Genomic DNA, 21029 nt, shown 5'->3' with positions numbered 1-21029 from the left:
AAACAGCATGGTCGGTAGCGGCAAACACTTTCTCGTGCGCCGCGCCAACTGTGTATGGGCGGCACCCCTCGTTTGCTGAATCATCGCGACATTCGACCACTTGGTCAAACTTCATGAGGGCTCGATCTCTCATGTCGCACACGGTTACCCCACCACGACCTGGAGCTTGAAAGCCCATGAGCAGCACGATGAATCCCGTCGCGCCCAGCGCGCACATTGCCTCCGATGTGCGCGCCGGCCGTCTCGACCCCGCGCAGTACGCCAAGAACTTCTGCGACGCCCACCCGCCGCTGAACGTGGTGCAGGCCAACATCGAGGCCGAGCGCTGCTACTACTGTTTCGACGCGCCCTGCCAGACGGCTTGCCCCACGGGCATCGACATCCCGACCTTCATCCGCCGCATCGCCGACGGCAACCTGCGCGGCGCCGCGCGCACCATCCTCGAAGAGAACCCGCTGGGCGGCATGTGCGCCCGCGTGTGCCCGACCGAGGTGCTGTGCGAGCAGGCCTGCGTGCGCAACAGCAACGAGAGCAAGCCGGTCGAGATCGGCCTGCTGCAGCGCCACGCGACCGATGCCTTCTTCGACGCGCCCGGCGCGCCGCTGTTCGTGCGCGCCGCCGACACCGGCAAGCGCATTGCCGTCGTCGGCGCGGGCCCGGCCGGCCTGGCCTGCGCGCACCGCCTCGCGGTGCTGGGCCACCAGGTGACGCTGTTCGACGCGCGCCCCAAGCTCGGCGGCCTGAACGAATACGGCCTGGCCAGCTACAAGACGGTGGACGACTTCGCGCAGCGCGAGATCGAGTGGCTGCTGTCGGTCGGCGGCATCGAGGTGCGCAACAACCAGGCACTGGGCCGCGACCTGCACCTGGCTGCACTCGCCGCCGACTACGACGCGGTGTTCCTGGGCCTGGGCCTGGCCGGCGTGAACACGCTGGGCCTGGGCGAGCAGACCGGCGTGCGCGATGCGGTGGACTTCATCGCCGAACTGCGCCAGGCCGCATCGCCGGCCGACGTGGCCATCGGCCGCCATGTGGTGGTGATCGGCGGCGGCATGACCGCCGTGGATGCGGCCGTGCAGTCGCGCAAGCTCGGCGCGGAAGACGTGAGCATCGTCTACCGGCGCGGCGCCGAGGCCATGGGTGCCTCGGTCGACGAGCAGAGCTGGGCCAAGGAGAACGGCGTGCGCATCATCCACTGGGCCGCGCCCAAGGCCCTGCGCGCCAAGGGCGGCGTGCTGCGCGGCATCGACTTCGCGCGCACCGCGCTGGTCGACGGCAAGCTGGTCGAGACCGGCGAAGCGCTCGCGCTGCAGGCCGACATGGTGCTGTGCGCCATCGGCCAGAGCTTTGTCGCAACCGCGCTGGAAGACAGCGGCGTGCAGCTGCAGGGCGGGCGCATCAGCACCGATGCCGAGTGCCGCAGCTCGCTCCCGAAGGTCTGGGCCGGCGGCGACGCGCGCTTCGGCGGGCGCGACCTCACGGTCGAGGCGGTGGAAGACGGCAAGCAGGCCGCGCTGTCCATCGACCGCCACCTGCGCGCTGCGTGACACGACAGCGCCCGCTCTTCCTTTCTCACCTCTCATCCGAGCGCGCCGTGGCGCGACAGGAGCAACTCACATGGCAGACCTGAGCATCGACTTCGTGGGCATCCGCAGCCCCAACCCCTTCTGGCTGGCCTCGGCACCGCCGACCGACAAGGAGATCAACGTGGTCCGCGCCTTCGAGGCCGGCTGGGGCGGCGTGGTCTGGAAGACCGTGGGCGAAGACCCGAACGTCGTCAACGTGCACGGCCCGCGCTACGCCGTGTCGTACGCGGCCGACCGCCGCGTGACGGGCTTCAACAACATCGAGCTGATCTCCGACCGGCCGCTGCGCACCAACCTCGAAGAGATGGCCCGCGTGAAGCGCAACTGGCCCGACCGCGCGCTGGTGGCGTCGATCATGGTGCCGTGCACCGAAGAGGCCTGGAAGAACATCCTACCCATGGTCGAGGACACCGGCTGCGACGGCATCGAGCTGAACTTCGGCTGCCCGCACGGCATGAGCGAGCGCGGCATGGGCGCGGCCGTGGGCCAGGTGCCCGAGTACATCCAGATGGTGGCCGAATGGTGCAAGCACTACTCGAAGCTGCCGGTGATCGTGAAGCTCACGCCCAACGTGGCCGACATCCGCCCCGCGGCGCGCGCCGCCAAGAAAGGCGGCGCCGATGCGGTGAGCCTCATCAACACCATCAACTCGATCATGGGCGTCGACCTGGATGCGATGGCGATGTTTCCGCACACCGACGGCAAGGGCTCGCACGGCGGCTACTGCGGCCCCGGCGCCAAGCCCATCGCGCTGCACATGGTGGCCGAGATCGCGCGCGACCCGCAGACCGCCGGCCTGCCGATCTCGGGCATCGGCGGTGTCTCGACCTGGCGCGATGCGGCCGAGTTCATCGCGCTGGGCAGCGGCTCGGTGCAGGTGTGCACCGCCGCCATGGTCTACGGCTTCAAGATCGTGCAGGACCTGTGCGACGGCCTCTCCAACTTCATGGACCAGAAGGGCTACGCCAACCTGGAACAACTGCGCGGCCGTGCGGTCGGCAGCATCACCGACTGGCAGCAGCTCAACCTGAACCACGTCGACAAGGCCGTGATCCACCAGGACCTGTGCATCCAGTGCGGCCGCTGTCACGTGGTGTGCGAAGACACCTCGCACCAGGCCATCAGCGCGACCAAGGACGGCATGCGCTTCTTCGAGGTGAAGGAAGCAGAGTGCGTCGGCTGCAACCTGTGCGTGTCGATCTGCCCGGTGCCCGGCGCGCTGTCGATGCGCACGCTGAAGGCCGGTGAGACGGACGCGCGCACCGGCCACCCGGTGGTCGGCCACTACGCCAACTGGACCACGCACCCCAACAACCCGATGCGCACCGGCAGCCCCGCCTGAACGGGATATCGAACAAGCGAGTGAGTGAGTGAGCAAGTGAATGACCAAGCCCGGCGCAGACCGGGCGGCGGCGGGAGGGGAACGACCACACGGCCAGAAGCACGACACACGTGCAGGAGAAAACCCACATGACGACCCCACAGCACGGCGGCGCACCCGCCGCAAACCTCTGGAACGAGGACCTGGCGCCCACCACGCTGGCGCAGCGAACGTGGCGCTGGTACCACTTCGCCGCGCTCTGGGTGGGCATGGTGATGTGCATCCCCGCCTACATGCTGGCGGCCAGCCTGATCGAAGGCGGCATGTCGTGGGGGCAGGCGGTGCTGACCGTGTTCCTCGGCAACGCCATCGTGCTGGTGCCGATGCTGCTCATCGGGCACGCGGGCGCCAAGTACGGCATTCCCTACGCGGTGATGGCGCGCGCCTCGTTCGGCACGCGCGGGGCGCGGCTGCCTGCCCTGCTACGCGCCATCGTGGCCTGCGGCTGGTACGGCATCCAGACCTGGTTCGGCGGCCAGATGATCTACACGCTCGTCGGCGTGCTCATGGGCCAGCCGCTGGGCGGCGACAAGCTGCCGATGCTCGGCATCAACGGCGCGCAGCTCGTGTGCTTCCTGATCTTCTGGGCCATCCAGCTGTACTTCGTGGTGCACGGCATCGAGTCGATCCGCCGTCTCGAAACCTACACCGCGCCGCTCAAGATCATCGTGTGCGTCGCGCTGCTCTACTGGGCCGTGCAGCGCGCGGGCGGCCTGGGCCCGATCTTCGACCAGCCTTCGCAGTTCGAAGCCGGGGGCAAGAAGGCCGGCATGTTCTGGGCGGTGTTCTGGCCATCGCTCACGGCCATGGTGGGCTTCTGGGCCACGCTGGCCCTGAACATCCCCGATTTCACGCGCTTCTCGCGCTCGCAGCGCGACCAGGTGGTGGGCCAGGTGATCGGCCTGCCCGCACCCATGGGCCTGCTCGCGATGATGGCCGTGATGGTCACCTCGGCCACTGTGGTCATCTACGGCAAGGCGCTGTGGGACCCGGTGGACCTGGCCAGCCGCATGACCGGCGCCGCGGTGCTGCTCGCGCTCATCATCCTGCTGATCGACACCGTGAGCGTGAACCTGGCGGCCAACCTCGTGGGCCCGGCCTACGATTTCTCGGCCCTCAACCCGAAGAAGATCTCGTACCGCACGGGCGGCTACATCACCGCCGGCATCGCCATCGTGATGATGCCGTGGAAGGTGTTGGAGACCACGCAGGGCTACATCTTCACCTGGCTCATCGGCTACTCGGCGCTGCTGGGGCCGGTGGCGGGCATCCTGATTGCCGACTACTACCTGATTCGCCGCAAGGAGCTGGACGTCGATGCGCTCTACCGCGAGACCAGCGCCTACAGCTACGGCAACGGCTGGAACATGGCGGCCATCGTCGCTTTCGTCGTCGGCGTGCTGCCGAACATCCCGGGCTTTCTGAACGCGGCCTTTCCGTCGGCCGTGCCGTCGATGCCCGAGTTCTTCAAGACGATCTACACCTACGCCTGGTTCGTCGGCGTGGTGCTGTCGGCCGTGGTCTACATGGGGCTGATGAAGGCGCGCGCGCCGCAGCTTCAGGGCATGACGCCGCCCCTCAAGAACCCCAGCTGAAGCAAGAAAGAAAAGGAACCCTCGCCATGACCGTTCTCATTCGCGGTGGCACGGTGGTCAACGCCGATGCCGAGCACCGTGCCGACGTGCTCTGCCAGGGGGACAAGATCCTCCAGGTCGGCACCGACCTGCAGGTGCCGGCCGGCACCGAGGTGATCGACGCCGGCGGCGCCTACGTCATGCCCGGCGGCATCGACCCGCACACCCACATGCAGCTGCCCTTCATGGGCACCGTGGCGGCCGACGACTTCTTCAGCGGCACGGCGGCCGGCCTGGCCGGCGGCACCACCAGCATCATCGACTTCGTGATTCCCGACCCGCAGCAGTCGCTGATGGACGCCTTTCGCATGTGGCGCGGCTGGGCCGAGAAGTCGGCCGGCGACTACAGCTTTCACGTGGCCGTGACCTGGTGGAACGACAGCGTGCACAAGGACATGGGCACGCTGGTGCATGAGCATGGCGTGAACAGCTTCAAGCACTTCATGGCCTACAAGAACGCGATCATGGCCGACGACGAGATCCTGGTGAAGAGCTTCCAGCGCTCGCTGGAACTCGGCGCCATGCCGACGGTGCATGCGGAGAACGGCGAGCTGGTCGCGATGCTGCAGCAGCAACTGCTGGCGCAGGGCATTCGCGGGCCTGAAGGCCATCCGCTGTCGCGCCCGCCGATGGTCGAGGCCGAAGCCGCCAACCGCGCCATCGCCATCGCCGACGTGCTGGGCGTGCCGATCTACGTGGTGCACGTCTCGTGCGGCGAAGCGCTCGACGCCATCGCCCGCGCCCGCGCGCGCGGCCAGCGCGTGTACGGCGAGGTGCTGGCCGGTCACCTCGTGGTCGACGAGAGCGCCTACCGCGACCCCGACTTCGCGCGCGCCGCCGCCCACGTGATGAGCCCGCCCTTCCGCTCGCGCGAGAACCAGGCCATGCTGTGGCGCGGCCTGCAGGGCGGCAACCTGCACACCACCGCCACCGACCACTGCACCTTCTGCGCCGAGCAGAAGGCCGCGGGCCGCAACGACTTCACGAAAATTCCCAACGGCTGCGGCGGCGTCGAAGAGCGCATGGCCGTGCTGTGGGACGCTGGCGTCAACGCCGGCCGCCTCACGCCCTCGGAGTTCGTGCGCGTCACCTCGACCAACGCGGCGCAGCTGTTCAACCTGTACCCGCGCAAGGGCGTGATCCAGCCCGGTGCCGACGCCGACATCGTGGTCTGGGACCCGAAAGCCACCAAGACGCTGTCGGTGAAGACGCAGCATTCGAAGAGCGACTTCAACATCTTCGAGGGCCGCGAAGTCACGGGCGTGCCGCGCCACACCGTGGCCGCCGGCCGCTGGGTCTACCGCAACGGCGACCTGCGCGCCGAGCCGGGCACCGGCCGCTATCTGAAGCGCCCAGCCTTCGCGCCGATGTTCACCGCGCTCGAACGTTTCAAGCAGCAGCACGCGCCCACGGCCGTGGCGCGCTGAACCCCCAAGGAGTCATACATGAATGCAGCAGTGGACACACAGGTGCTGACGATCAACGGCGAGCGCCTGTGGAACTCGCTGATGAAACTGGCGCGCATCGGCGCCACCCCCAAGGGCGGCGTCAAGCGGCTGGCGCTGACCGACCTCGACAAGCAGGGCCGCGACCTCGTGGTGTCGTGGGGCAAGGCGGCCGGCCTGAGCATCACGGTCGACAAGATCGGCAACGTCTTCATGCGCCGCGAAGGCACCAACCCCGCGCTGCCGCCCATCGTGTCGGGCAGCCACATCGACACGCAGCCCACCGGCGGCAAGTTCGACGGCAACTACGGCGTGCTGTCGGCGCTGGAAGTGGTGCGCACGCTGAACGACCAGGGCATTCGCACCGAGGCGCCCATCGAGGTCGCGTTCTGGACGAATGAGGAAGGCTCGCGCTTCGTGCCGGTGATGATGGGCTCGGGCGTGTTCTGCGGCGCCTTCAGCCTGGAACACGCCTATGCGGCCAAGGACACCGAAGGCAAGACGGTGCAAGAGGAGCTGGAACGCATCGGCTACATCGGCGACCAGACGCCGGGCGACCACCCCATCGGCGCCTACTTCGAGGCGCACATCGAGCAAGGGCCGGTGCTGGAAGATGCGGACAAGGTCATCGGCGTGGTGCCGGCGGTGCTCGGCCTCTCGTGGTACGACTGCGTCGTCACCGGCATGGAGGCGCATGCGGGCCCCACGCCGATGCACCTGCGCCGCGATGCGCTGCAGGTGGCGACGCGGATCATGCAGGAGGTGGTGGCCATCGGGCTGCGCTACCCGCCCTACGGGCGCGGCACGGTCGGCATGGTGCAGGTGCACCCGAACAGCCGCAACGTGATTCCGGGCGAGGTGAAGTTCTCGATCGACCTGCGCAACGTGAGCGGCGAACTGCTCGACCGCATGCACGGCGAGATCCTCGCCTTCGTCGAACGCACGGGGCGCGAGACCGGGTTGGGCGTGACGATCGAGCGCGTGTCGTACTTTCCACCCTGCCCGTTTCACCCCGATTGCGTGGACGCGGTGCGCCGCGCGACCGAACGGCTCGGCTACTCGACCATGGACGTGGTGTCGGGCGCGGGCCACGACGCGATCTATGCCGCGCGGCTCGCACCGGCCGGCATGATCTTCGTGCCCTGCAAGGACGGCATCAGTCACAACGAGATCGAGGACGCGCAGCCCGACCACCTGACGGCCGGCTGCAACGTACTTCTGCACGCCATGCTCGAACGCGCGAAGCGCGTGGACTGACGCCCATACGCTCGCGGCGGCGCTGCCGCTACTGGTACGCCGCCAGCTCCTGCTTGGCGATCGCGTTGCGGTGCACCTCGTCGGGGCCGTCGGCCACGCGCAGGTGGCGCTCGTAGGCGTAGAAGTGCGTGAGCAGCGTGTCCTGGCTCAGGCCCATCGCGCCGAAGGCCTGCATGGCCCAGTCGATCACCTTCACGCAGTTGTTGGGCGTGAGCACCTTGATCATCGCGATCTCTTTCGCCGCGACCTTGTTGCCCACGGTGTCCATGCGGTAGGCCGCATTCAGCACCATCCAGCGCGACTGCTCGATGAGCATGCGCGACTCGGCAATGCGCTCGCGCCACACGCCCTGCTCCGACAGCGGCTTGTGGAAGGCGACACGCGATACCAGGCGCTGGCACATCATCTCCAGCGCGGCTTCGGCCATGCCGATGGCGCGCATGCAGTGGTGGATGCGGCCCGGGCCGAGGCGGCCTTGCGCGATCTCGAAGCCGCGGCCCTCGCCCAGCAGGATGTTCTCGACCGGCACGCGCACGTTGTCGAACACGATCTCGGGATGGCCGAAGGGCGGGTCGTACATGCCCAGCAGCTGCATGTCGCGCACGATGGTGATGCCCGGCGTGTTTTTCGGTACCAGCACCATCGACTGCTGCTTGTGGCGGTCGGCGTTGTCGGGGTCGGTCTTGCCCATCAGCACGAAGATCTCGCAGCGCTCGTTCATGGCGCCGGTGATGTACCACTTGCGCCCGTTGATGACGTACTCGTCGCCCTCGCGGCGGATGCTGCAGCGGATGTTGGTGGCGTCGCTGGAGGCCACCTCGGGCTCGGTCATGGCGAACGACGAGCGGATCTCGCCGGCCAGCAGCGGCGTGAGCCAGCGTTCCTGCTGTGCCTTCGTGCCGTAGCGCGCCAGCACTTCCATGTTGCCGGTGTCGGGCGCGGAGCAGTTGAAGATTTCCGCGCACCAGTAGCGCCGGCCCATGATCTCGCACAGCGGCGCGTACTCGACGTTCGTCAGGCCCGGGCCGTGTTCCGACTCGGGCAGGAACAGGTTCCACAGGCCGCGCTCGCGCGCCTTGGCCTTCAGGCCGGCCATCATCGGCAGCTCGGCATACGGGCGGCCGGCGCGGGCGTTGGCGGCCAGCTCTTCCTCGCGGCGCTTCTCGTTCGGGTAGACGTGCTCGTCCATGAACTTGAGCAGCTCGGCGCGCAGCGCGAGCACCCGGGGCGTGAATTCGAATTGCATGTCGTCTCGTCCTTCTTCCAATGTGCGGTCGAAGATACGTCGCGATGCGGATCGGGACGGTCGTTCGCGCGACAGCACGAACGCCGCCCTGGGCAGGTCAACGTGGCGTGGGCAACGCGGTCGCGAGCGCGGCCAGCGCCGCCACCACCTTCTGCACCGACTGCGCGGCGCGCGCGTCCTTCAGCGTGCCGTCGGCCTCGAAGGCCTCGTTCGCGCGCCCGAGCGCGAACTGCTGCGGCGCCACCAGCATGGCGAAGGCCATCTGCAGGTACTGGCGCAGGAAGTTCATCGAGCGCAGCGCGCCCAGCGGCCCGGGCGAGGCCGACAGCAGCGCGGCCGGCTTGTTGGCCGTGGCGGCCAGCCCGCCCGCATGGCCCTCGCCCGGCGGAATGCGCGAGAGCCAGCTGAAGGCGTTGATGACCAGCGGCGTGGGAAAGCCGTTGTACTCGGGCGTGACGATCAGCACGCCGTCGCTCGCCGCGATGGCGCTGCGCAGTTCGTGCGCGCCGGCCGGCACGCCCGAGGCGGCCTCGAGGTCGCCGTCGTACACGGGCAGCGCCAGCGCGCGCAGGTCCATCTCCGTCACCTGCAGGCCCGCCGCGCGCGCGGTGGCCGCGGCCACGGCCGCCAGCCGGCGGTTGAGCGAGCCGTCGCGGGCGCTGCCGGGAATGATCAGGATGCGGGGACTGTCCATGCGGGGCTCCTTGCCGTGCGTTGAAAGAAGAAGGAAAGCCGCGCCGCACGTTTCGCGTGCGGCGCGGCTTTCGTCAGTGTCGCATCGAGGGGATCAGGCGCGCTGCGAATCCAGCTGCTCGCTGTTCGTCACGACCTCCTGCGCCTTCATGTAGCTCTCGATCAGCAGCTGGTAGGGCGGGAACACGGCGCTGTAGGCCTCGGCCCATTGCGCGGCATCGTCGCGGTGCCAGGTCTTCTGCACTTCGGAGCACACGCCCGCGGTGTCGATCGGCACCACGCCAGCTTGCACCACGCGCGCCAGCGTGATCTCCTGCGCCATCTTCGAGTAGGTGCCCGAGGCGTCGATCACCGCGAACACGCGGTAGCCCTCATGCACCGCCGCGATGCTCGGGAAGGCCATGCACACGCTGGTGATGGTGCCCGCGATGATCAGCGTGCCGCGCCCGGTGGCCTTCACGGCGGCCACGAACTCGGGGTTGTCCCAGGCGTTGATCTCGCCCTTGCGCGCCACGTACTGCGCATGCGGCGCGTACTTGTGCACTTCGGGAATCAGCGGGCCGTTCGGGCCCTGCGGCACCGAGGCGGTGGTGATGACCGGAATCTTCGCCAGCGTCGCGACCTTGGCCAGCGTGGTGACGTTGGAGCGCAGCTCGGTCATCGGCATGTCCTTCACGGTCTGGAACAGGCCGCTCTGATGGTCGATGAGCAGCATCACGGCGTCGTCGGGGTCGATGACGGGCTTGGCGCCGTTGAAGTTGGCGACGGTGTTCGGTGTGGTCATGGGGTGCTCACTTTCCTTGGGTCAGCTGGGTGTAGCTGGTGATGAGGTTGCGGTAGTCGGGGATGTGGTTGGAGAACAGCGTGCCCAGCCCCTCGATGTCGTTGCGCCAGTCGCGGTGCAGTTCGCAGGCCACGCCGAACCAGGACATCAGCTGCGCGCCGGCGGCCGACATGCGGTCCCACGCGGCCTGGCGCGTCACGTCGTTGAAGGTGCCCGACGCATCGGTGACCACGAACACGTCGAAGCCCTCGGCCAGCGCCGACAGCGCCGGGAAGGCCACGCAGACCTCGGTGACCACGCCGGCGATCAGCAGTTGCTTCTTGCCCGTGGCCTTCACGGCCTTGACGAAATCCTCGTTGTCCCAGGCGTTGATCTGGCCGGGGCGCGGGATGTAGGGCGCGTCGGGAAACTGGGCCTTCAGCTCGGGCACCAGCGGGCCGTTGGGGCCGTTCTCGAAGCTGGTGGTCAGCACCGTGGGCAGCTTGAAGTAGCTGGCGATGTCGGCCAGGGCCAGCACGTTGTTCTTGAACTTGTCGGGGTCGATGTCGCGCACCAGCGAGAGCAGGCCGGTCTGGTGGTCGACCAGCAGCACGGCGACATCGTTCTTGTCGAGACGGGTGTAGGGCTTGGACATGAGAGGCTTCCTTTGTGAGGTTGAATGCCGGGGAAAAATGGCCCCCGATGCATGTCCGTCAGCGTAAAAGCGCACCCGGAAGTCCGGTAGTCGGCGAAATTTGCCTGCAGCGTTCCACCCGATGGACGATGGCAACACCCGTGCGCGCAGGTCGGATGAATTCGCGCCCGCCGGAGCCGATCCGTGGCGGCGGGTAAAATACCCCTACATGTCCCGCTGGTTTGCCGCTACCGTCCTCGCTTTCATGCTGTCCTGCTACGGCTTCGCCGTGCTCGCGCACGGGCTGGTCGGCGGCCACCATGTGACGTCGTCGTCCGGCGAACGCCAGACCGTCGCGACGCTCGCCGCCTCGCTGGCCGATGGCGGCGACAAGGACATCGGCAAGACATCGTCCGAAGACCCGTCCGCCATGGACGAAGCGGGCTCCGAGCACGCCGAACTGGTCGATGCGCGTCCCCACGCACGCAACCTGCTGGTGCTCTCCGCGCAACCGCCGCGGCTGGGCTCCACCTCGGTGCTCTCGCCGCTACTCGACCGGCCCAAGCGGCCACCCCGGCCCCACACCCTCCTCGCCGCCTGAGGCCGCGCGGCGGCGAGCGAACGCCTGAGGACTGAAACAGTCCGGGCGTTTGCGCTCATCCGATCCGGCCCGTCGCCTGTTTAGCGCGACGCCCCTGCCCCTTCTTTTCAGCCGTTCGACGGCCCCGCCGCACGTGTCATGCGACCCGTCCGGCCTTCTCTCTTTTTTCAGGATTTTTCGATGAACTCCAGCCAATCGGCCTACCCCTCCAGCTTCGGCGCACCGTTGGCCTCGGTCCAGGAACGCAACCGCGTTCTGCGCAACACCTACTGGCTGCTCGCGCTGTCGATGGTGCCCACCGTGCTGGGCGCCTGGCTCGGCGTGGCCACCGGCCTCACGCGCGCCATGTCGCCGGGCATCGGCATCATGGTGTTCCTCGGCGGCGCCTTCGGCTTCATGTACGCCATCGAGAAGACCAAGAACTCCGCCGCCGGCGTGCCCGTGCTGCTGGCCTTCACCTTCTTCATGGGCCTGATGCTGTCGCGCCTGGTCGGCAGCGTGCTCGGCCTGTCCAACGGCGCCAGCCTGGTGATGACCGCCTTCGCCGGCACCGGCGGCATCTTCCTGGGCATGGCCATGCTCTCGACGGTCATCAAGCGCGACATCTCGGCCATGGGCAAGTGGCTCTTCGTGGGCGCCATCGGCCTGCTCGTGGTGGGCATCGCCAACGTCTTCATCCAGTCAAGCGCGCTGATGATGACGCTGTCGGTCGCCGCCATCGGCATCTTCTCGGCCTTCATCCTGCACGACCTGAAGCGCGTGAAGGACGGCCTGGAAACCAACTACATCTCGGCCACGCTGGGCGTGTACCTGAGCCTCTACAACGTGTTCCAGTCGCTGCTGGCCCTGCTGGGCATCGCCGGCGGCCGCGACGAGTAAGCGCACACAGAACGACAAGCAAGGAAGGAAACACCATGCGCCTCACCACCAAGGGCCGCTTCGCGGTCACCGCGATGATCGACATCGCCCTGCACGGCCGCTCGGGCCCCGTCACGCTGGCCTCGATCAGCCTGCGCCAGCAGGTCTCGCTGTCGTACCTGGAACTGCTGTTCGCCAAGCTGCGCCGCAACGGGCTGGTCGAATCCACCCGCGGCCCCGGCGGCGGCTACTCGCTCAGCCGCAAGGCCGCGGAAATCACGGTGGCCGACATCGTGCTCACTATCGAGGACCTGGGCGCCAGCAAGATCCGCCCGCGCGCCGCCGGCTCGGCCGACGAACCCGGCCGCTGCGAGATCGACGACCTCTGGGCCTCCGTGAACCTGCGCGCCGTGGAGTTCCTGCGCTCGATCTCGCTGCAGAGCCTGGTCGACGAACAGAAGGCCAAGGGCGTGCAGCCCGCCACCAGCGCGGCCGCGCGCCGCACGACGGCCGTCGTCGGCTCGCCGGTGCGCAAGCCCTTCGTGGTCGACGCGCCGAACTCGGTGTTCGCACTGGGCCGGCGCCACAGCACGAGCAGCTGACGGCGATCGGCGCGGCCGCTGCGCCGCGCCTTGAAAGACCGGGCCGCGCGACCTAGACTGGGCAGTGAGGGCACCCGCGGTGCCGGGGGCCAAGGAGCCTGCCATGTACAAGCGTGTTCTCGTCGCAACCGACGGCTCTTCGCTGTCGGACAAGGCGGTGGCCGCGGCCATCGACCTCGCGTTGCTGACCGGCGCCGAGCTGGTGAGCGTCAACGTCGCGCACATCCAGCCCTATGGCTACTTCGAAGGCTCGATGCTGCTGAACCAGACGGATTTCGAGGCCAACCAGAAACACGTCGAGCAGGCGGCCCAGCGCGTGGCCGATGCGGTGCGCGACACCGCCTTGGCCAAGGGCGTGCGCCGCGCCGACGCGGTGGTCATGAAGTCGAACCAGGTGGCCGAAGCCATCATCCACGCCGCCAAGAACCAGGACTGCGACCTGATCGTGATGGCCTCGCACGGGCGCCGCAGCCTCGCACGGCTGCTGCTGGGCAGCGAGACGCTGCACGTGCTGACGCATTCGCACATTCCGGTGCTGGTGCTGCGCTGAACTGAACGAATGGGGCACCGCGCACGCGGTGCGCGGGGGTTATCTGGTCGCGGCGGACTCGACGGTCTCGACCACCGTGCGGCCGGCCGGCGGGCACGACGGCCCGGCATCGCGGCCGAAGCAGCGCGCGGCCTGCGTGCGCGCCTGGGCTTCCTGCGCGTGGCGCGCTTCGGCGGCCCCGACCTGGTAGTCGAGCAGCCACTTCATGAGCAACAACATCGCGATCACCAGCCCGAGCGCCACACCCAGCAGGGTCGTGCGCCAGTTGCGCGGGCGCGCCGCCGACGGCGCGCGGGCCGGGGGGCTGCTCTCCATCGCGCTGAAACCCGCCAGGCTGCGGGAGGCGCTGCCGTCATGGATGCGGCGGCGGGGTGGTTCGGGGGTCGCGGAACGCGCGGACACCGAGGTCTGCGCGCGCTTCACGCGCGGCGCATGGGCAGTGTCCGAAGGCAGGTGGCGGGCAGGCATGACGGGGGCGATTATGAACGCCTTGCGCCCCCGGTCCGTGCGTCAGGCACCGACGCCGAACGCTGCGTGGTACCGCACGTCGCCGACCGGCCACGCGCCGTGGAACAACACGGCCTGAAAGTATTCCGGCGGCACGCCCGGCAGCACCAGCCCGGGCCGCACGACGAAGCCGAAGCGGCCATAGAAGGCCGGGTCGCCCAGCAGCACGCAGCCTTGCGCGCCAGCGTCGCGCAGGCCCGCCAGCGCCGCGTCCATCAGCCGCCGGCCGATGCCCTGCCCCTGGCGCGCAGGCGCCACCGAGATCGGCCCCAGGCCATGCCAGCCGGCCGTGCCGTCGGAAACGGCCACCGGCGACACCGCGACGTGGCCGACGATCTCGCCACCGTCTTCGGCCACGAGCGACAGCGTGAGCTGCCCGGCCGCGCGCAAGGCGTCGACGATGAGGTGTTCGGTGCCGTCGGCATGCGGTGCCTCCGCAAACGCCGCCACCGTCAATTGCCGGATGGCGGCCTCGTCGCCCGGTTGCTCAGAGCGAACCACCGGCCCCGCCTCCGTCCGCCGCGCGGCCTCCACCTTCTTCTGCGTGTCGGCATCCACCAACGCCCGCATGGCACGGAACAGCGGCCGGCTTCCGGTGTGCTTCTGGCCGTAGCCGAGGTTGAATTCGTAGTCGAAGTCCGGCGGGTTTGCGCCCTGGTTGTGCTGCAGCAGGGTCTCGAGCTTGTCGAGCGCCTTGACCGCCTGCGCTTCGGGCGTCTCGGCCTTTTCGTACTCGTCCCACAGCGCCAGGATGCCCGCGCGCAGCGGCGCGTCGAGCGTGCGCGTGAGCACCTGCAGGTCTTCGCGCTCCTGTGCGCTCTTGTCGGGATGCGCGCCTTGCACGATGGCAGGAATGTCGCCGTGGATCGCCTCGCCCAGGTCGTGCACCACGCACATCTTCAGCACCTTGAGCAGGTCCAGGTCGGCCAGCTCGTCCTCGAAGGCCATGGCCATGAGGCACAGGCGCCAGCTGTGCTCGGCCGTGCTCTCTGTGCGGCCCGAGGCCGTGTGCGCGCTGCGCAGCACGCTCTTGAGGCGCTCGGCCTCGCGAAGGAAGTCCAGCCTTCCCCTGATCTGATCGATGTCCATCTCGCCGTCTCGTTCGTCCTGAAGGGTGTCAGGCCGAGCCTACGCGATCCGGACGCAGGCCGTCGTTGCCTACAGCGCCGGCCCCAGCCCGATCGGCGCGGGCACCGCGTTGACGATGCGCGTGAAGAGCGACGCATACACCTCGTCGGGCGCGGGGTGATTGGAAAACAGGTCGCGGTTCTCGCTGAAGGCCGCGTCGAGCTCGCGCCAGTCGTCGGCGCTGAGCACGCGCTCGGCCAGCGGCAGGATCTCGCGTTCCTCGTGCGCCATGTGCTCCAGGTAGAAGCTCACGTACTCGTTCATCGCCTGTTCGAAGGCCAGGCGGCGCGGCTCGCCGAGCATCTCGAAGGCGAGCAGCGCGTGCTCGACGTGGCGGATCTTGCGCTCGCCCCAGGCATGGTCGTTGTCCAGCTTGTCCATCAGGTCGCGCGAGATCGGCGTGCACGCGCGCAGCCGGGGAAAGAGCAGCTCGGTCTCCTTCGGGTGGTGACGCTTCTCGGGAAACTCGTCCACGTAGAACAGCATCGCGCGCAGCGTCGCGAAGTCGGGCATCGTGCCCTTGCGGCGGTGCTGGTCGAGCAGCATGACGATGGAACGCAGCATGGCCGCCAGCGCGGCGTGCTCCTGGCGAATGATCCGGACGGCGGCATGGGTCATGGAAGGTCTCCTTCTTTCGAAGGCCCCAAGGGTCGCAAGTCCGACGCGGCCCAGGCTTGTTCCAGATCAAGGCCCGTGCATGCAGCCGGGCACAGACTGGCATGGCATCTCCTCTTTCTCATCAACGCACCCTGGAGGTTCCACACCATGTACCAACGCATTCTGGTTCCCGTCGACGGCAGTTCCACCTCCGCCGAAGGCCTGGCCGAAGCCATCCGCCTGGCCCGGCTCACCGGTGGCCGCCTGCGCATCGTCCACATCCTCGATGAGCTCTCGTTCGCGCTCGGCATGGACGTCTACGTCGGCCATTCGGGCGACTGGCTCGGGGCGCTGCGCGCCAACGCCGTGACGCTGCTCGAGAAGGCCCGCGCCCAGGCGCAGGAAGCGGGCGTCGAGGCCGAAGTCGTGCTGCGCGATGGCTTCAAGGCCGGCGCGGTCCACGACCAGGTGGTGACCGAAGCCATCGCCTCGAAGGCCGACCTGATCGTGCTCGGCACGCACGGGCGGCGCGGCCTGAGCCGCTGGGCCATGGGCAGCAGCGCAGAGCACATCCTGCGGGTGGCGCCCGTGCCGGTGCTGCTGATCCGCGCGCCCGAGGCCGCGGCCAAGGTGGAGTCCGAGCGCTTCAGCCTGCCGGACGGGTTGGTCGCGAACCAGTAGGCCGGCCGCCCGCCGCCGGTTTGACGGGGCCCGGCACCGCGCCCAGAATGGCCTGCCCCGCTCGCGGCTTCTTTCGCGCAAGAACCGCCCGCCCGTTCCCCGCTTCAAGGAGCAGCGTCATGAGCTCACCCCAGCACATCCGGCAGTCCATGGACACCCTCGCGAGCCACTTCGCGACGCATCCGCAAGACGCCCTGACCCAGGACAAGCCGGCCACGGCCACGCTGGTGTCGGGCCTGCACTTTCGCGTGACCGGGCCCACGGGGGAATCCATCGCGACCGACATGCCGAAGGCCATCGGAGGCCACGGGGAAGCGCCATCGCCCGGCTGGTTCATGCGCGCCGCCCTGGCGAGTTGCGAGACGACCGTGATCGCCATGCGGGCGGCGCAGCTCGGCATCGCGTTGACGACGCTCGAAGTGGTCGTCGGCAGCCAGTCGGACAGCCGCGGCCTGCTCGGCGAACCGGCCTCCGTGCCCGCCGGCCCCAGCCGCATGCACGTCGCGGTGCGGATCGCCGCGGAGGGCGTGCCGGAGCAGGAGCTGCGCGACCTGGTGCATTGGGCCGAGGCCCACTCCCCGGTGGGCAGTGCGCTGCGCCGGGCCGTGCCGCTCGAGGTGGCGGTGCAGGTCGGGCCGGCCTGACGGCACCCGCGAAGGCCGTCCTCAGGCGTAGGAACGCAGCCGCACCGCAAAGGCCGCCAGCGGCGCGATGCCGCTGGCTTCGGCGCGCTCGCACCAGTCCTGCAGCCGCTTCACGAGCTGTTCGCCGGTGGCGCCCGAGCGGCTCCACAGCGCCGTCAGCTCGCGCCGCATGGCGTACATCGTTTCCAGTGCCTGCGAAGCCACCAGCGCCTGCGTGAGCTGCGCGTGGCGCGTGGCGTCGAGCGCTTTTTCTTCCTTGCCAAGCCAGGGCCGCGCGGCGCGCAGCGCACGGGCCTTGTTCGGCGCGAGCGCATGCACCCGGGCCAGCTCCTCGGTGCAGGCCTGCTTCAGCGAGCGCGAGTAGTTCGACAGCACGTCGTAGTGGTGCCGGATCACCGCCTGCACCGTGAGCAGGTCGACGGTGGCACGCGGCGTGGTGAGGCGCGGCTTCGGCGCGAGGTGCTTCACCTTCGCCAGCCCCAGCGCCTGCAGCGCGCGGATGTAGACCCAGCCGATGTCGAACTCGAACCACTTGTTCGACAGCTTGGCCGAGGTCGGGAACGCATGGTGGTTGTTGTGCAGCTCCTCGCCGCCGATCAGCAGGCCGATGGGAAAGATGTTCGTGCTCGCGTCCGCCGCGGGCCAGTTGCGGTAGCCCCAGAAGTGGCCGATGCCGTTGACCACGCCGGCGGCCCAGAACGGAATCCACGCGATCTGCACGAGCAGCACCAGCGCGCCCGGCAGCACGCCGAACAGCGCCATGTCGATCAGGCCCATGCAGGTGATGCCCAGCGTCTGGTAGCGCGTGTACAGCCGCCGCTCGAGCCAGTCGTCGGGCGTGCCGTGGCCATAGCGGCTGAGCGTCTCGGGGTTGCGCGCCTCGGCCACGTACAGCAGCACGCCGCCCCAGAGCACGCGCTTCAGGCCCACCACCTGCGGGCTGTGCGGGTCGTCGGGCGTGTCGCACTTGGCGTGGTGCTTGCGGTGCACCGCGGCCCACTGCTTGGTGACCATGCCCGTGGTCATCCAGAGCCAGAAGCGGAAGAAGTGGCTCGCGATGGGATGCAGGTCGAGCGCGCGGTGCGCCTGGTGGCGGTGCAGGAAGATGGTGACCGAGGCGATGGTGACGTGCGTCAGCGCCAGCGCGGCCAGCAGCACGCCCCACCACGGGAGGTCGAGCGCGCCCGAAAAAAGAAAAGATGCCATTCGTTCGTACCTTCTGGACCCTGTGGACAACGGGCGCGATTCTCGGAAGCGCCCCGCCCGCAGGCCTTGCGCCAGATCAACAGCGGGCGCTGCCGCTGCCACAGCCGCGCCTTGCGTGCTACGCTTCCCGGCTCCCTGCGCCCTTCCCCGTGGCGCCGGCGTTTTTTCTCCCAGCCCCCGCATGACTTCTGCCCCCCACATCGCGGTGCTCGACGACGAGGTCGACATCACGCTGCTGCTGGCCAACTACCTCCAGGGCCACGGCTATCGCGTCACCCAGATCCACGACGGCGCGGCGCTGCGCTCGCTCATGGCTGCCGACCCGGCCGACCTCGTGCTGCTGGACCTCGGCCTGCCCGGTGAAGACGGTTTTTCCATCGCCCGCCACATGCGCGAGAACTGGCGCTGCGGCCTCGTGATCGTCACCGGCCGCGGCGACCCGGTGGACAAGGTGGTGGGCCTCGAAGTGGGCGCCGACGACTACGTGACCAAGCCCTTCGACCTGCGCGAGCTGGCGGCGCGCGTCAAGGCCGTGCTGCGGCGCCTGACGCCCGACGCGTCGGCGGCCGCCGCCGCGCCCACGCCGCCCGAGCGCCTGCGCTTCGCGGGCTGGCGCCTGGACACCGCCGCGCGCAGCCTCAGCAACGCGCAGGGCGAGGCCGTGGCGCTGACCACCGGCGAGTTCGACCTGCTGTGCGCCTTCGCGCGGCACCCGGGCCGCGTGCTCTCGCGCGACTTCCTGCTCGAGCAGACGCGCGGTCGCGAAGCCGCCCCCTTCGACCGCACGATCGACGTGCAGGTCGGCCGGCTGCGCAAGAAGATCGAGGCCAACGCCGACGATCCGCAGCTCATCAAGTCGGTGCGCGGCGCGGGCTACATCCTGGTGCCGCCGGTCACCCATGGCTGACGGCAACGCACCCTCGATTCCCGGCCTGCCCTCGGGCGTCGAGGAAGGCAGCGTGTTCCGCTCGCTGTTCGCCGCCTACCCCGATTCGCTGCTGGTGGTGGACCAGTCGGGCCGCATCGTGCTGGCCAACCCCTCGGCCGCCGCCATGCTCGGCTACGCGGCCGACGAGCTCGTGGGCCTGAGCGTGGAAGCGCTGGTGCCCGACAGCATCCGCCCGCGCCACGCGGCGTTTCGCGAAGCCTACGGCCGCGCGCCGCGCCCGCGCCCGATGGGCACCGACATGGAGCTGGTCGCCAAGCGCAAGGACGGCAGCGAGGTGATGGTCGAGATCGCGCTGAGCCCGCTGCAGGACCAGGGCCTGCCCTTCGTGGTGGCGGCGATCCGCGACATCGGCGCCTACCCGCGCGTGAAGCAGGCGCTGCAGCGCGCGCGCTACAGCGAACACCTGGCGCAGCTGGGCCGGCTGGCGGTCGACACGCGCGACCTGCAGGTGGTGCTGGCGCAGGTGCCCGACATCGTCGCGACCGCATTGCAGGTCGAGGTCGCGATGGTGTGGCTGCTCGACGGCAGCCAGCGCGAGTTCCGCCTCGCGAGCGGCGTGGGCCTGCTCGCCGACGAGAGCGTGGGCCTGCGCATCGCCAACCGGCCCGACACGCAGCCCGGCTACGTGCTCTCGCAGGGCTGCCCCGTCGTCGTGCCCGACTACCGCGAGGAGCGCCGCTTCACCGTGCCGCCCGCCTACCTCGAGGCCGGGCTGGTCAGCGCGCTGGCCGTGCCGCTGTCCGACCGCGGCCGCGTGACCGGCATGCTGTCGGTGCGCGCCACCGCCGCGCGGCGCTTCGGCGACGAGGAAATCCGCTTTCTCGAATCGGTGGCCAGCCTGCTGGCCACCAGCCTGCAGCGCGTGCAGACCGAGGAGGCGCTGAACCACGCGCAGCGCCTGGAGAGCGTGGGCCAGCTCACCGGCGGCATCGCGCACGACTTCAACAACCTGCTGACCATCATCCAGGGCAACCTGCAGGTGCTCGAAGAGCTGCCGCAGCTCGCGGCCGACGGCTACGCGCAACAACTCGTGGCCGCCGCCGCGCGCGCCAGCCGACGCGGCGCCGAACTCACGGGCAAGCTGCTGGCCTTCTCTCGGCGCCAGATGCTGCAGCCCGACGCGGTCGACGTGCGGCAGATGCTGCACTCGCTCACGGACATGCTGCGCCGCACGCTCGACCAGCGCATCCAGATCGAAATCGACGCCGACGACCCCTGCCCCGCCGTGCGCGCCGACCCGGGCCAGCTCGAATCGGCGCTGCTGAACATCGCCATCAACGCGCGCGACGCCATGCCCGAGGGCGGGCGCCTGCACTTTCGCGCCGAGGCCTGCGACGCCCTGCCCGCCACCGTGCGCCAGGAACTGAGCGACGCCGACGCCGGCCGCCGCTTTGTCGCGCTCTCCATCGCCGACAGCGGCACCGGCATGACCGACGCGGTCATGGAGCACCTCTTCGAGCCCTTCTTCACCACCAAGGAAGCCGGGCGCGGCACCGGCCTGGGCCTGAGCACGGTGTACGGCTTCGTGAAGCAGTCGCGCGGCGCCATCGCCATCGACAGCAAGCTCAACGCCGGCACCACCGTGACGCTCTACCTGCCGCAGGTCGAAGCCGACGCGGCGAGCGCTGCTGCGCCTGCCGACGAAGATGCCATGGAGATCGAAGCCGAGGCCACGCTGGCACCCGGCCTGCGCGTGATGCTGGTCGAAGACGACGCCGAGGTGCGCCAGGTGGTCCACACCTTCCTGACCACGCTGGGCTGCGAGGTCGCGACCGCCGCCAATGCCGAACAGGCCCTGCCCGCCATGGCGGCCGAAGCCACGCCCTTCGACTTGCTGCTGAGCGACATCGCGCTCGGCCCCGGCATGCGCGGCACGCGGCTGGCCGCCGAGGCGGTGCAACGCCAACCGCGGCTGGCGGTGCTGCTGATGTCGGGGTTCTCGGCCGAGCTGCTCGACGCCGACCGCGAAGCGCCTCCGGGCTGGGAGCTGCTGCGCAAGCCTTACTCGCGCAGCGAGCTGGCACGCGCGATGGCGCGGGCGCTGTTGGCTGCGCGCGAGTGAACGAC

General features: G+C 69.2%; 21 protein-coding genes and 1 pseudogene. 13 read left to right on the top strand and 9 right to left on the bottom strand.

Translation table 11 applies throughout. The features are described 5' to 3' along the window. Window positions 1-176: 176 nt before the first annotated feature. The 5 genes from AC07OX_RS16805 (at window position 177) to AC07OX_RS16785 (ending at window position 7303) form a co-directional block, all read left to right on the top strand. The gene (locus tag AC07OX_RS16805) at window positions 177-1547 is read left to right on the top strand and encodes an NAD(P)-dependent oxidoreductase (RefSeq protein WP_495261132.1); all 1371 of its coding nucleotides are present in this window, start codon (window positions 177-179) and stop codon (window positions 1545-1547) included. Between the two features lie 70 nt (window positions 1548-1617). Next, window positions 1618-2928 (top strand): NAD-dependent dihydropyrimidine dehydrogenase subunit PreA, encoded by a 1311-nt coding sequence (preA, locus tag AC07OX_RS16800; RefSeq protein WP_495261133.1) that lies wholly within the window; start codon window positions 1618-1620, stop codon window positions 2926-2928. Window positions 2929-3056: 128 nt separating this feature from the next. Further along, the gene (locus AC07OX_RS16795; RefSeq protein WP_495261134.1) at window positions 3057-4562 is read left to right on the top strand and encodes an NCS1 family nucleobase:cation symporter-1; all 1506 of its coding nucleotides are present in this window, start codon (window positions 3057-3059) and stop codon (window positions 4560-4562) included. A gap of 26 nt (window positions 4563-4588) precedes the next feature. Beyond that, window positions 4589-6028, top strand: coding sequence for a dihydropyrimidinase (hydA, locus tag AC07OX_RS16790; protein ID WP_495261135.1), 1440 nt, complete (start codon window positions 4589-4591; stop codon window positions 6026-6028). A gap of 18 nt (window positions 6029-6046) precedes the next feature. Continuing rightward, window positions 6047-7303 (top strand): Zn-dependent hydrolase, encoded by a 1257-nt coding sequence (locus AC07OX_RS16785; protein ID WP_495261136.1) that lies wholly within the window; start codon window positions 6047-6049, stop codon window positions 7301-7303. Window positions 7304-7331: 28 nt separating this feature from the next. Here the strand turns inward: AC07OX_RS16785 and AC07OX_RS16780 are convergent, their stop codons facing one another. The 4 genes from AC07OX_RS16780 to ycaC form a co-directional block, all read right to left on the bottom strand. After that, window positions 7332-8549 carry an acyl-CoA dehydrogenase family protein gene (locus AC07OX_RS16780; protein ID WP_062479951.1) on the bottom strand — a complete coding sequence of 406 codons (1218 nt, stop codon included), beginning with the start codon at window positions 8547-8549 and terminating at the stop codon, window positions 7332-7334. A 97-nt stretch (window positions 8550-8646) separates the two neighbouring features. Beyond that, on the bottom strand, window positions 8647-9243 hold the full coding sequence (locus AC07OX_RS16775; protein WP_095746578.1) for an NADPH-dependent FMN reductase: 597 nt from the start codon (window positions 9241-9243) through the stop codon (window positions 8647-8649). Window positions 9244-9336: 93 nt separating this feature from the next. Beyond that, a complete protein-coding gene (locus AC07OX_RS16770) occupies window positions 9337-10026 on the bottom strand; it encodes an isochorismatase family protein (RefSeq protein WP_062479955.1) in 690 nt (229 codons plus the stop codon). Between the two features lie 7 nt (window positions 10027-10033). Next, window positions 10034-10660 (bottom strand): isochorismate family cysteine hydrolase YcaC, encoded by a 627-nt coding sequence (gene ycaC, locus AC07OX_RS16765; RefSeq protein ID WP_062479957.1) that lies wholly within the window; start codon window positions 10658-10660, stop codon window positions 10034-10036. A gap of 244 nt (window positions 10661-10904) precedes the next feature. Here ycaC and AC07OX_RS16760 point away from each other — a divergent pair, with 244 nt between their 5' ends. The 4 genes from AC07OX_RS16760 to AC07OX_RS16745 all read left to right on the top strand — a co-directional run bounded on the left by AC07OX_RS16760 (window position 10905) and on the right by AC07OX_RS16745 (window position 13250). Then, window positions 10905-11240, top strand: coding sequence for a hypothetical protein (locus tag AC07OX_RS16760; protein ID WP_495261137.1), 336 nt, complete (start codon window positions 10905-10907; stop codon window positions 11238-11240). A 180-nt stretch (window positions 11241-11420) separates the two neighbouring features. Beyond that, complete coding sequence (locus AC07OX_RS16755) at window positions 11421-12119, top strand: Bax inhibitor-1/YccA family protein (RefSeq protein WP_062479959.1); 699 nt, start codon at window positions 11421-11423, stop codon at window positions 12117-12119. Window positions 12120-12154: 35 nt separating this feature from the next. Beyond that, window positions 12155-12700, top strand: a complete 546-nt coding sequence (locus tag AC07OX_RS16750) for an Rrf2 family transcriptional regulator (RefSeq protein WP_062479961.1) — start codon at window positions 12155-12157, stop codon at window positions 12698-12700. A 103-nt stretch (window positions 12701-12803) separates the two neighbouring features. Continuing rightward, window positions 12804-13250 (top strand): universal stress protein, encoded by a 447-nt coding sequence (locus tag AC07OX_RS16745; protein WP_062479963.1) that lies wholly within the window; start codon window positions 12804-12806, stop codon window positions 13248-13250. A 39-nt stretch (window positions 13251-13289) separates the two neighbouring features. Here AC07OX_RS16745 and AC07OX_RS16740 read toward each other — a convergent pair whose 3' ends face one another. The 4 genes and pseudogenes from AC07OX_RS16740 to AC07OX_RS16725 all read right to left on the bottom strand — a co-directional run bounded on the left by AC07OX_RS16740 (window position 13290) and on the right by AC07OX_RS16725 (window position 15503). Next, entirely contained in the window at window positions 13290-13718 is a 429-nt protein-coding gene (locus AC07OX_RS16740) for a hypothetical protein (RefSeq protein ID WP_495261138.1), read from the bottom strand. A gap of 42 nt (window positions 13719-13760) precedes the next feature. Beyond that, window positions 13761-14258, bottom strand: coding sequence for a GNAT family N-acetyltransferase (locus AC07OX_RS16735; protein ID WP_495261254.1), 498 nt, complete (start codon window positions 14256-14258; stop codon window positions 13761-13763). 24 nt (window positions 14259-14282) lie between these two features. Continuing rightward, a pseudogene (locus AC07OX_RS16730) lies at window positions 14283-14846 on the bottom strand (HD domain-containing protein); the annotation flags it as partial. 69 nt (window positions 14847-14915) lie between these two features. Next, window positions 14916-15503 carry a hemerythrin domain-containing protein gene (locus AC07OX_RS16725; RefSeq protein ID WP_495261139.1) on the bottom strand — a complete coding sequence of 196 codons (588 nt, stop codon included), beginning with the start codon at window positions 15501-15503 and terminating at the stop codon, window positions 14916-14918. Window positions 15504-15650: 147 nt separating this feature from the next. On the opposite strand from AC07OX_RS16725, the gene AC07OX_RS16720 reads away from it, so the two are divergent. Then, on the top strand, window positions 15651-16163 hold the full coding sequence (locus AC07OX_RS16720) for a universal stress protein (protein ID WP_495261140.1): 513 nt from the start codon (window positions 15651-15653) through the stop codon (window positions 16161-16163). Window positions 16164-16282: 119 nt separating this feature from the next. After that, window positions 16283-16807 carry an OsmC family protein gene (locus AC07OX_RS16715; RefSeq protein ID WP_495261141.1) on the top strand — a complete coding sequence of 175 codons (525 nt, stop codon included), beginning with the start codon at window positions 16283-16285 and terminating at the stop codon, window positions 16805-16807. Between the two features lie 21 nt (window positions 16808-16828). Here the strand turns inward: AC07OX_RS16715 and AC07OX_RS16710 are convergent, their stop codons facing one another. After that, the gene (locus tag AC07OX_RS16710; RefSeq protein WP_307587115.1) at window positions 16829-18013 is read right to left on the bottom strand and encodes a DesA family fatty acid desaturase; all 1185 of its coding nucleotides are present in this window, start codon (window positions 18011-18013) and stop codon (window positions 16829-16831) included. Window positions 18014-18194: 181 nt separating this feature from the next. On the opposite strand from AC07OX_RS16710, the gene AC07OX_RS16705 reads away from it, so the two are divergent. Together AC07OX_RS16705 and AC07OX_RS16700 are read left to right on the top strand one after the other, a co-directional pair. Beyond that, window positions 18195-18920, top strand: a complete 726-nt coding sequence (locus tag AC07OX_RS16705; RefSeq protein WP_070062099.1) for a winged helix-turn-helix domain-containing protein — start codon at window positions 18195-18197, stop codon at window positions 18918-18920. Then, window positions 18913-21024: a PAS domain S-box protein gene (locus AC07OX_RS16700; RefSeq protein ID WP_495261142.1), complete on the top strand. Its 2112-nt coding sequence runs from the start codon at window positions 18913-18915 to the stop codon at window positions 21022-21024. The genes AC07OX_RS16705 and AC07OX_RS16700 overlap by 8 nt, the downstream gene beginning before the upstream one ends. Window positions 21025-21029 lie beyond the last annotated feature (5 nt).

The sequence above is a fragment of the Variovorax sp. GW821-FHT09D07 genome (genome assembly GCF_059416345.1).
This window is presented reverse-complemented; position numbering and strand designations above follow the sequence as displayed.

Bases quoted from the DNA above. Each gene is read 5' to 3' on its own strand.
- AC07OX_RS16805 (WP_495261132.1), top strand. From the start codon at position 177: ATGAGCAGCACGATGAATCCCGTCGCGCCCAGCGCGCACATTGCCTCC.
- preA (WP_495261133.1), top strand. From the start codon at position 1,618: ATGGCAGACCTGAGCATCGACTTCGTGGGCATCCGCAGCCCCAACCCC.
- AC07OX_RS16795 (WP_495261134.1), top strand. From the start codon at position 3,057: ATGACGACCCCACAGCACGGCGGCGCACCCGCCGCAAACCTCTGGAAC.
- hydA (WP_495261135.1), top strand. From the start codon at position 4,589: ATGACCGTTCTCATTCGCGGTGGCACGGTGGTCAACGCCGATGCCGAG.
- AC07OX_RS16785 (WP_495261136.1), top strand. From the start codon at position 6,047: ATGAATGCAGCAGTGGACACACAGGTGCTGACGATCAACGGCGAGCGC.
- AC07OX_RS16780 (WP_062479951.1), bottom strand. From the start codon at position 8,549: ATGCAATTCGAATTCACGCCCCGGGTGCTCGCGCTGCGCGCCGAGCTG.
- AC07OX_RS16775 (WP_095746578.1), bottom strand. From the start codon at position 9,243: ATGGACAGTCCCCGCATCCTGATCATTCCCGGCAGCGCCCGCGACGGC.
- AC07OX_RS16770 (WP_062479955.1), bottom strand. From the start codon at position 10,026: ATGACCACACCGAACACCGTCGCCAACTTCAACGGCGCCAAGCCCGTC.
- ycaC (WP_062479957.1), bottom strand. From the start codon at position 10,660: ATGTCCAAGCCCTACACCCGTCTCGACAAGAACGATGTCGCCGTGCTG.
- AC07OX_RS16760 (WP_495261137.1), top strand. From the start codon at position 10,905: ATGCTGTCCTGCTACGGCTTCGCCGTGCTCGCGCACGGGCTGGTCGGC.
- AC07OX_RS16755 (WP_062479959.1), top strand. From the start codon at position 11,421: ATGAACTCCAGCCAATCGGCCTACCCCTCCAGCTTCGGCGCACCGTTG.
- AC07OX_RS16750 (WP_062479961.1), top strand. From the start codon at position 12,155: ATGCGCCTCACCACCAAGGGCCGCTTCGCGGTCACCGCGATGATCGAC.
- AC07OX_RS16745 (WP_062479963.1), top strand. From the start codon at position 12,804: ATGTACAAGCGTGTTCTCGTCGCAACCGACGGCTCTTCGCTGTCGGAC.
- AC07OX_RS16740 (WP_495261138.1), bottom strand. From the start codon at position 13,718: ATGCCTGCCCGCCACCTGCCTTCGGACACTGCCCATGCGCCGCGCGTG.
- AC07OX_RS16725 (WP_495261139.1), bottom strand. From the start codon at position 15,503: ATGACCCATGCCGCCGTCCGGATCATTCGCCAGGAGCACGCCGCGCTG.
- AC07OX_RS16720 (WP_495261140.1), top strand. From the start codon at position 15,651: ATGTACCAACGCATTCTGGTTCCCGTCGACGGCAGTTCCACCTCCGCC.
- AC07OX_RS16715 (WP_495261141.1), top strand. From the start codon at position 16,283: ATGAGCTCACCCCAGCACATCCGGCAGTCCATGGACACCCTCGCGAGC.
- AC07OX_RS16710 (WP_307587115.1), bottom strand. From the start codon at position 18,013: ATGGCATCTTTTCTTTTTTCGGGCGCGCTCGACCTCCCGTGGTGGGGC.
- AC07OX_RS16705 (WP_070062099.1), top strand. From the start codon at position 18,195: ATGACTTCTGCCCCCCACATCGCGGTGCTCGACGACGAGGTCGACATC.
- AC07OX_RS16700 (WP_495261142.1), top strand. From the start codon at position 18,913: ATGGCTGACGGCAACGCACCCTCGATTCCCGGCCTGCCCTCGGGCGTC.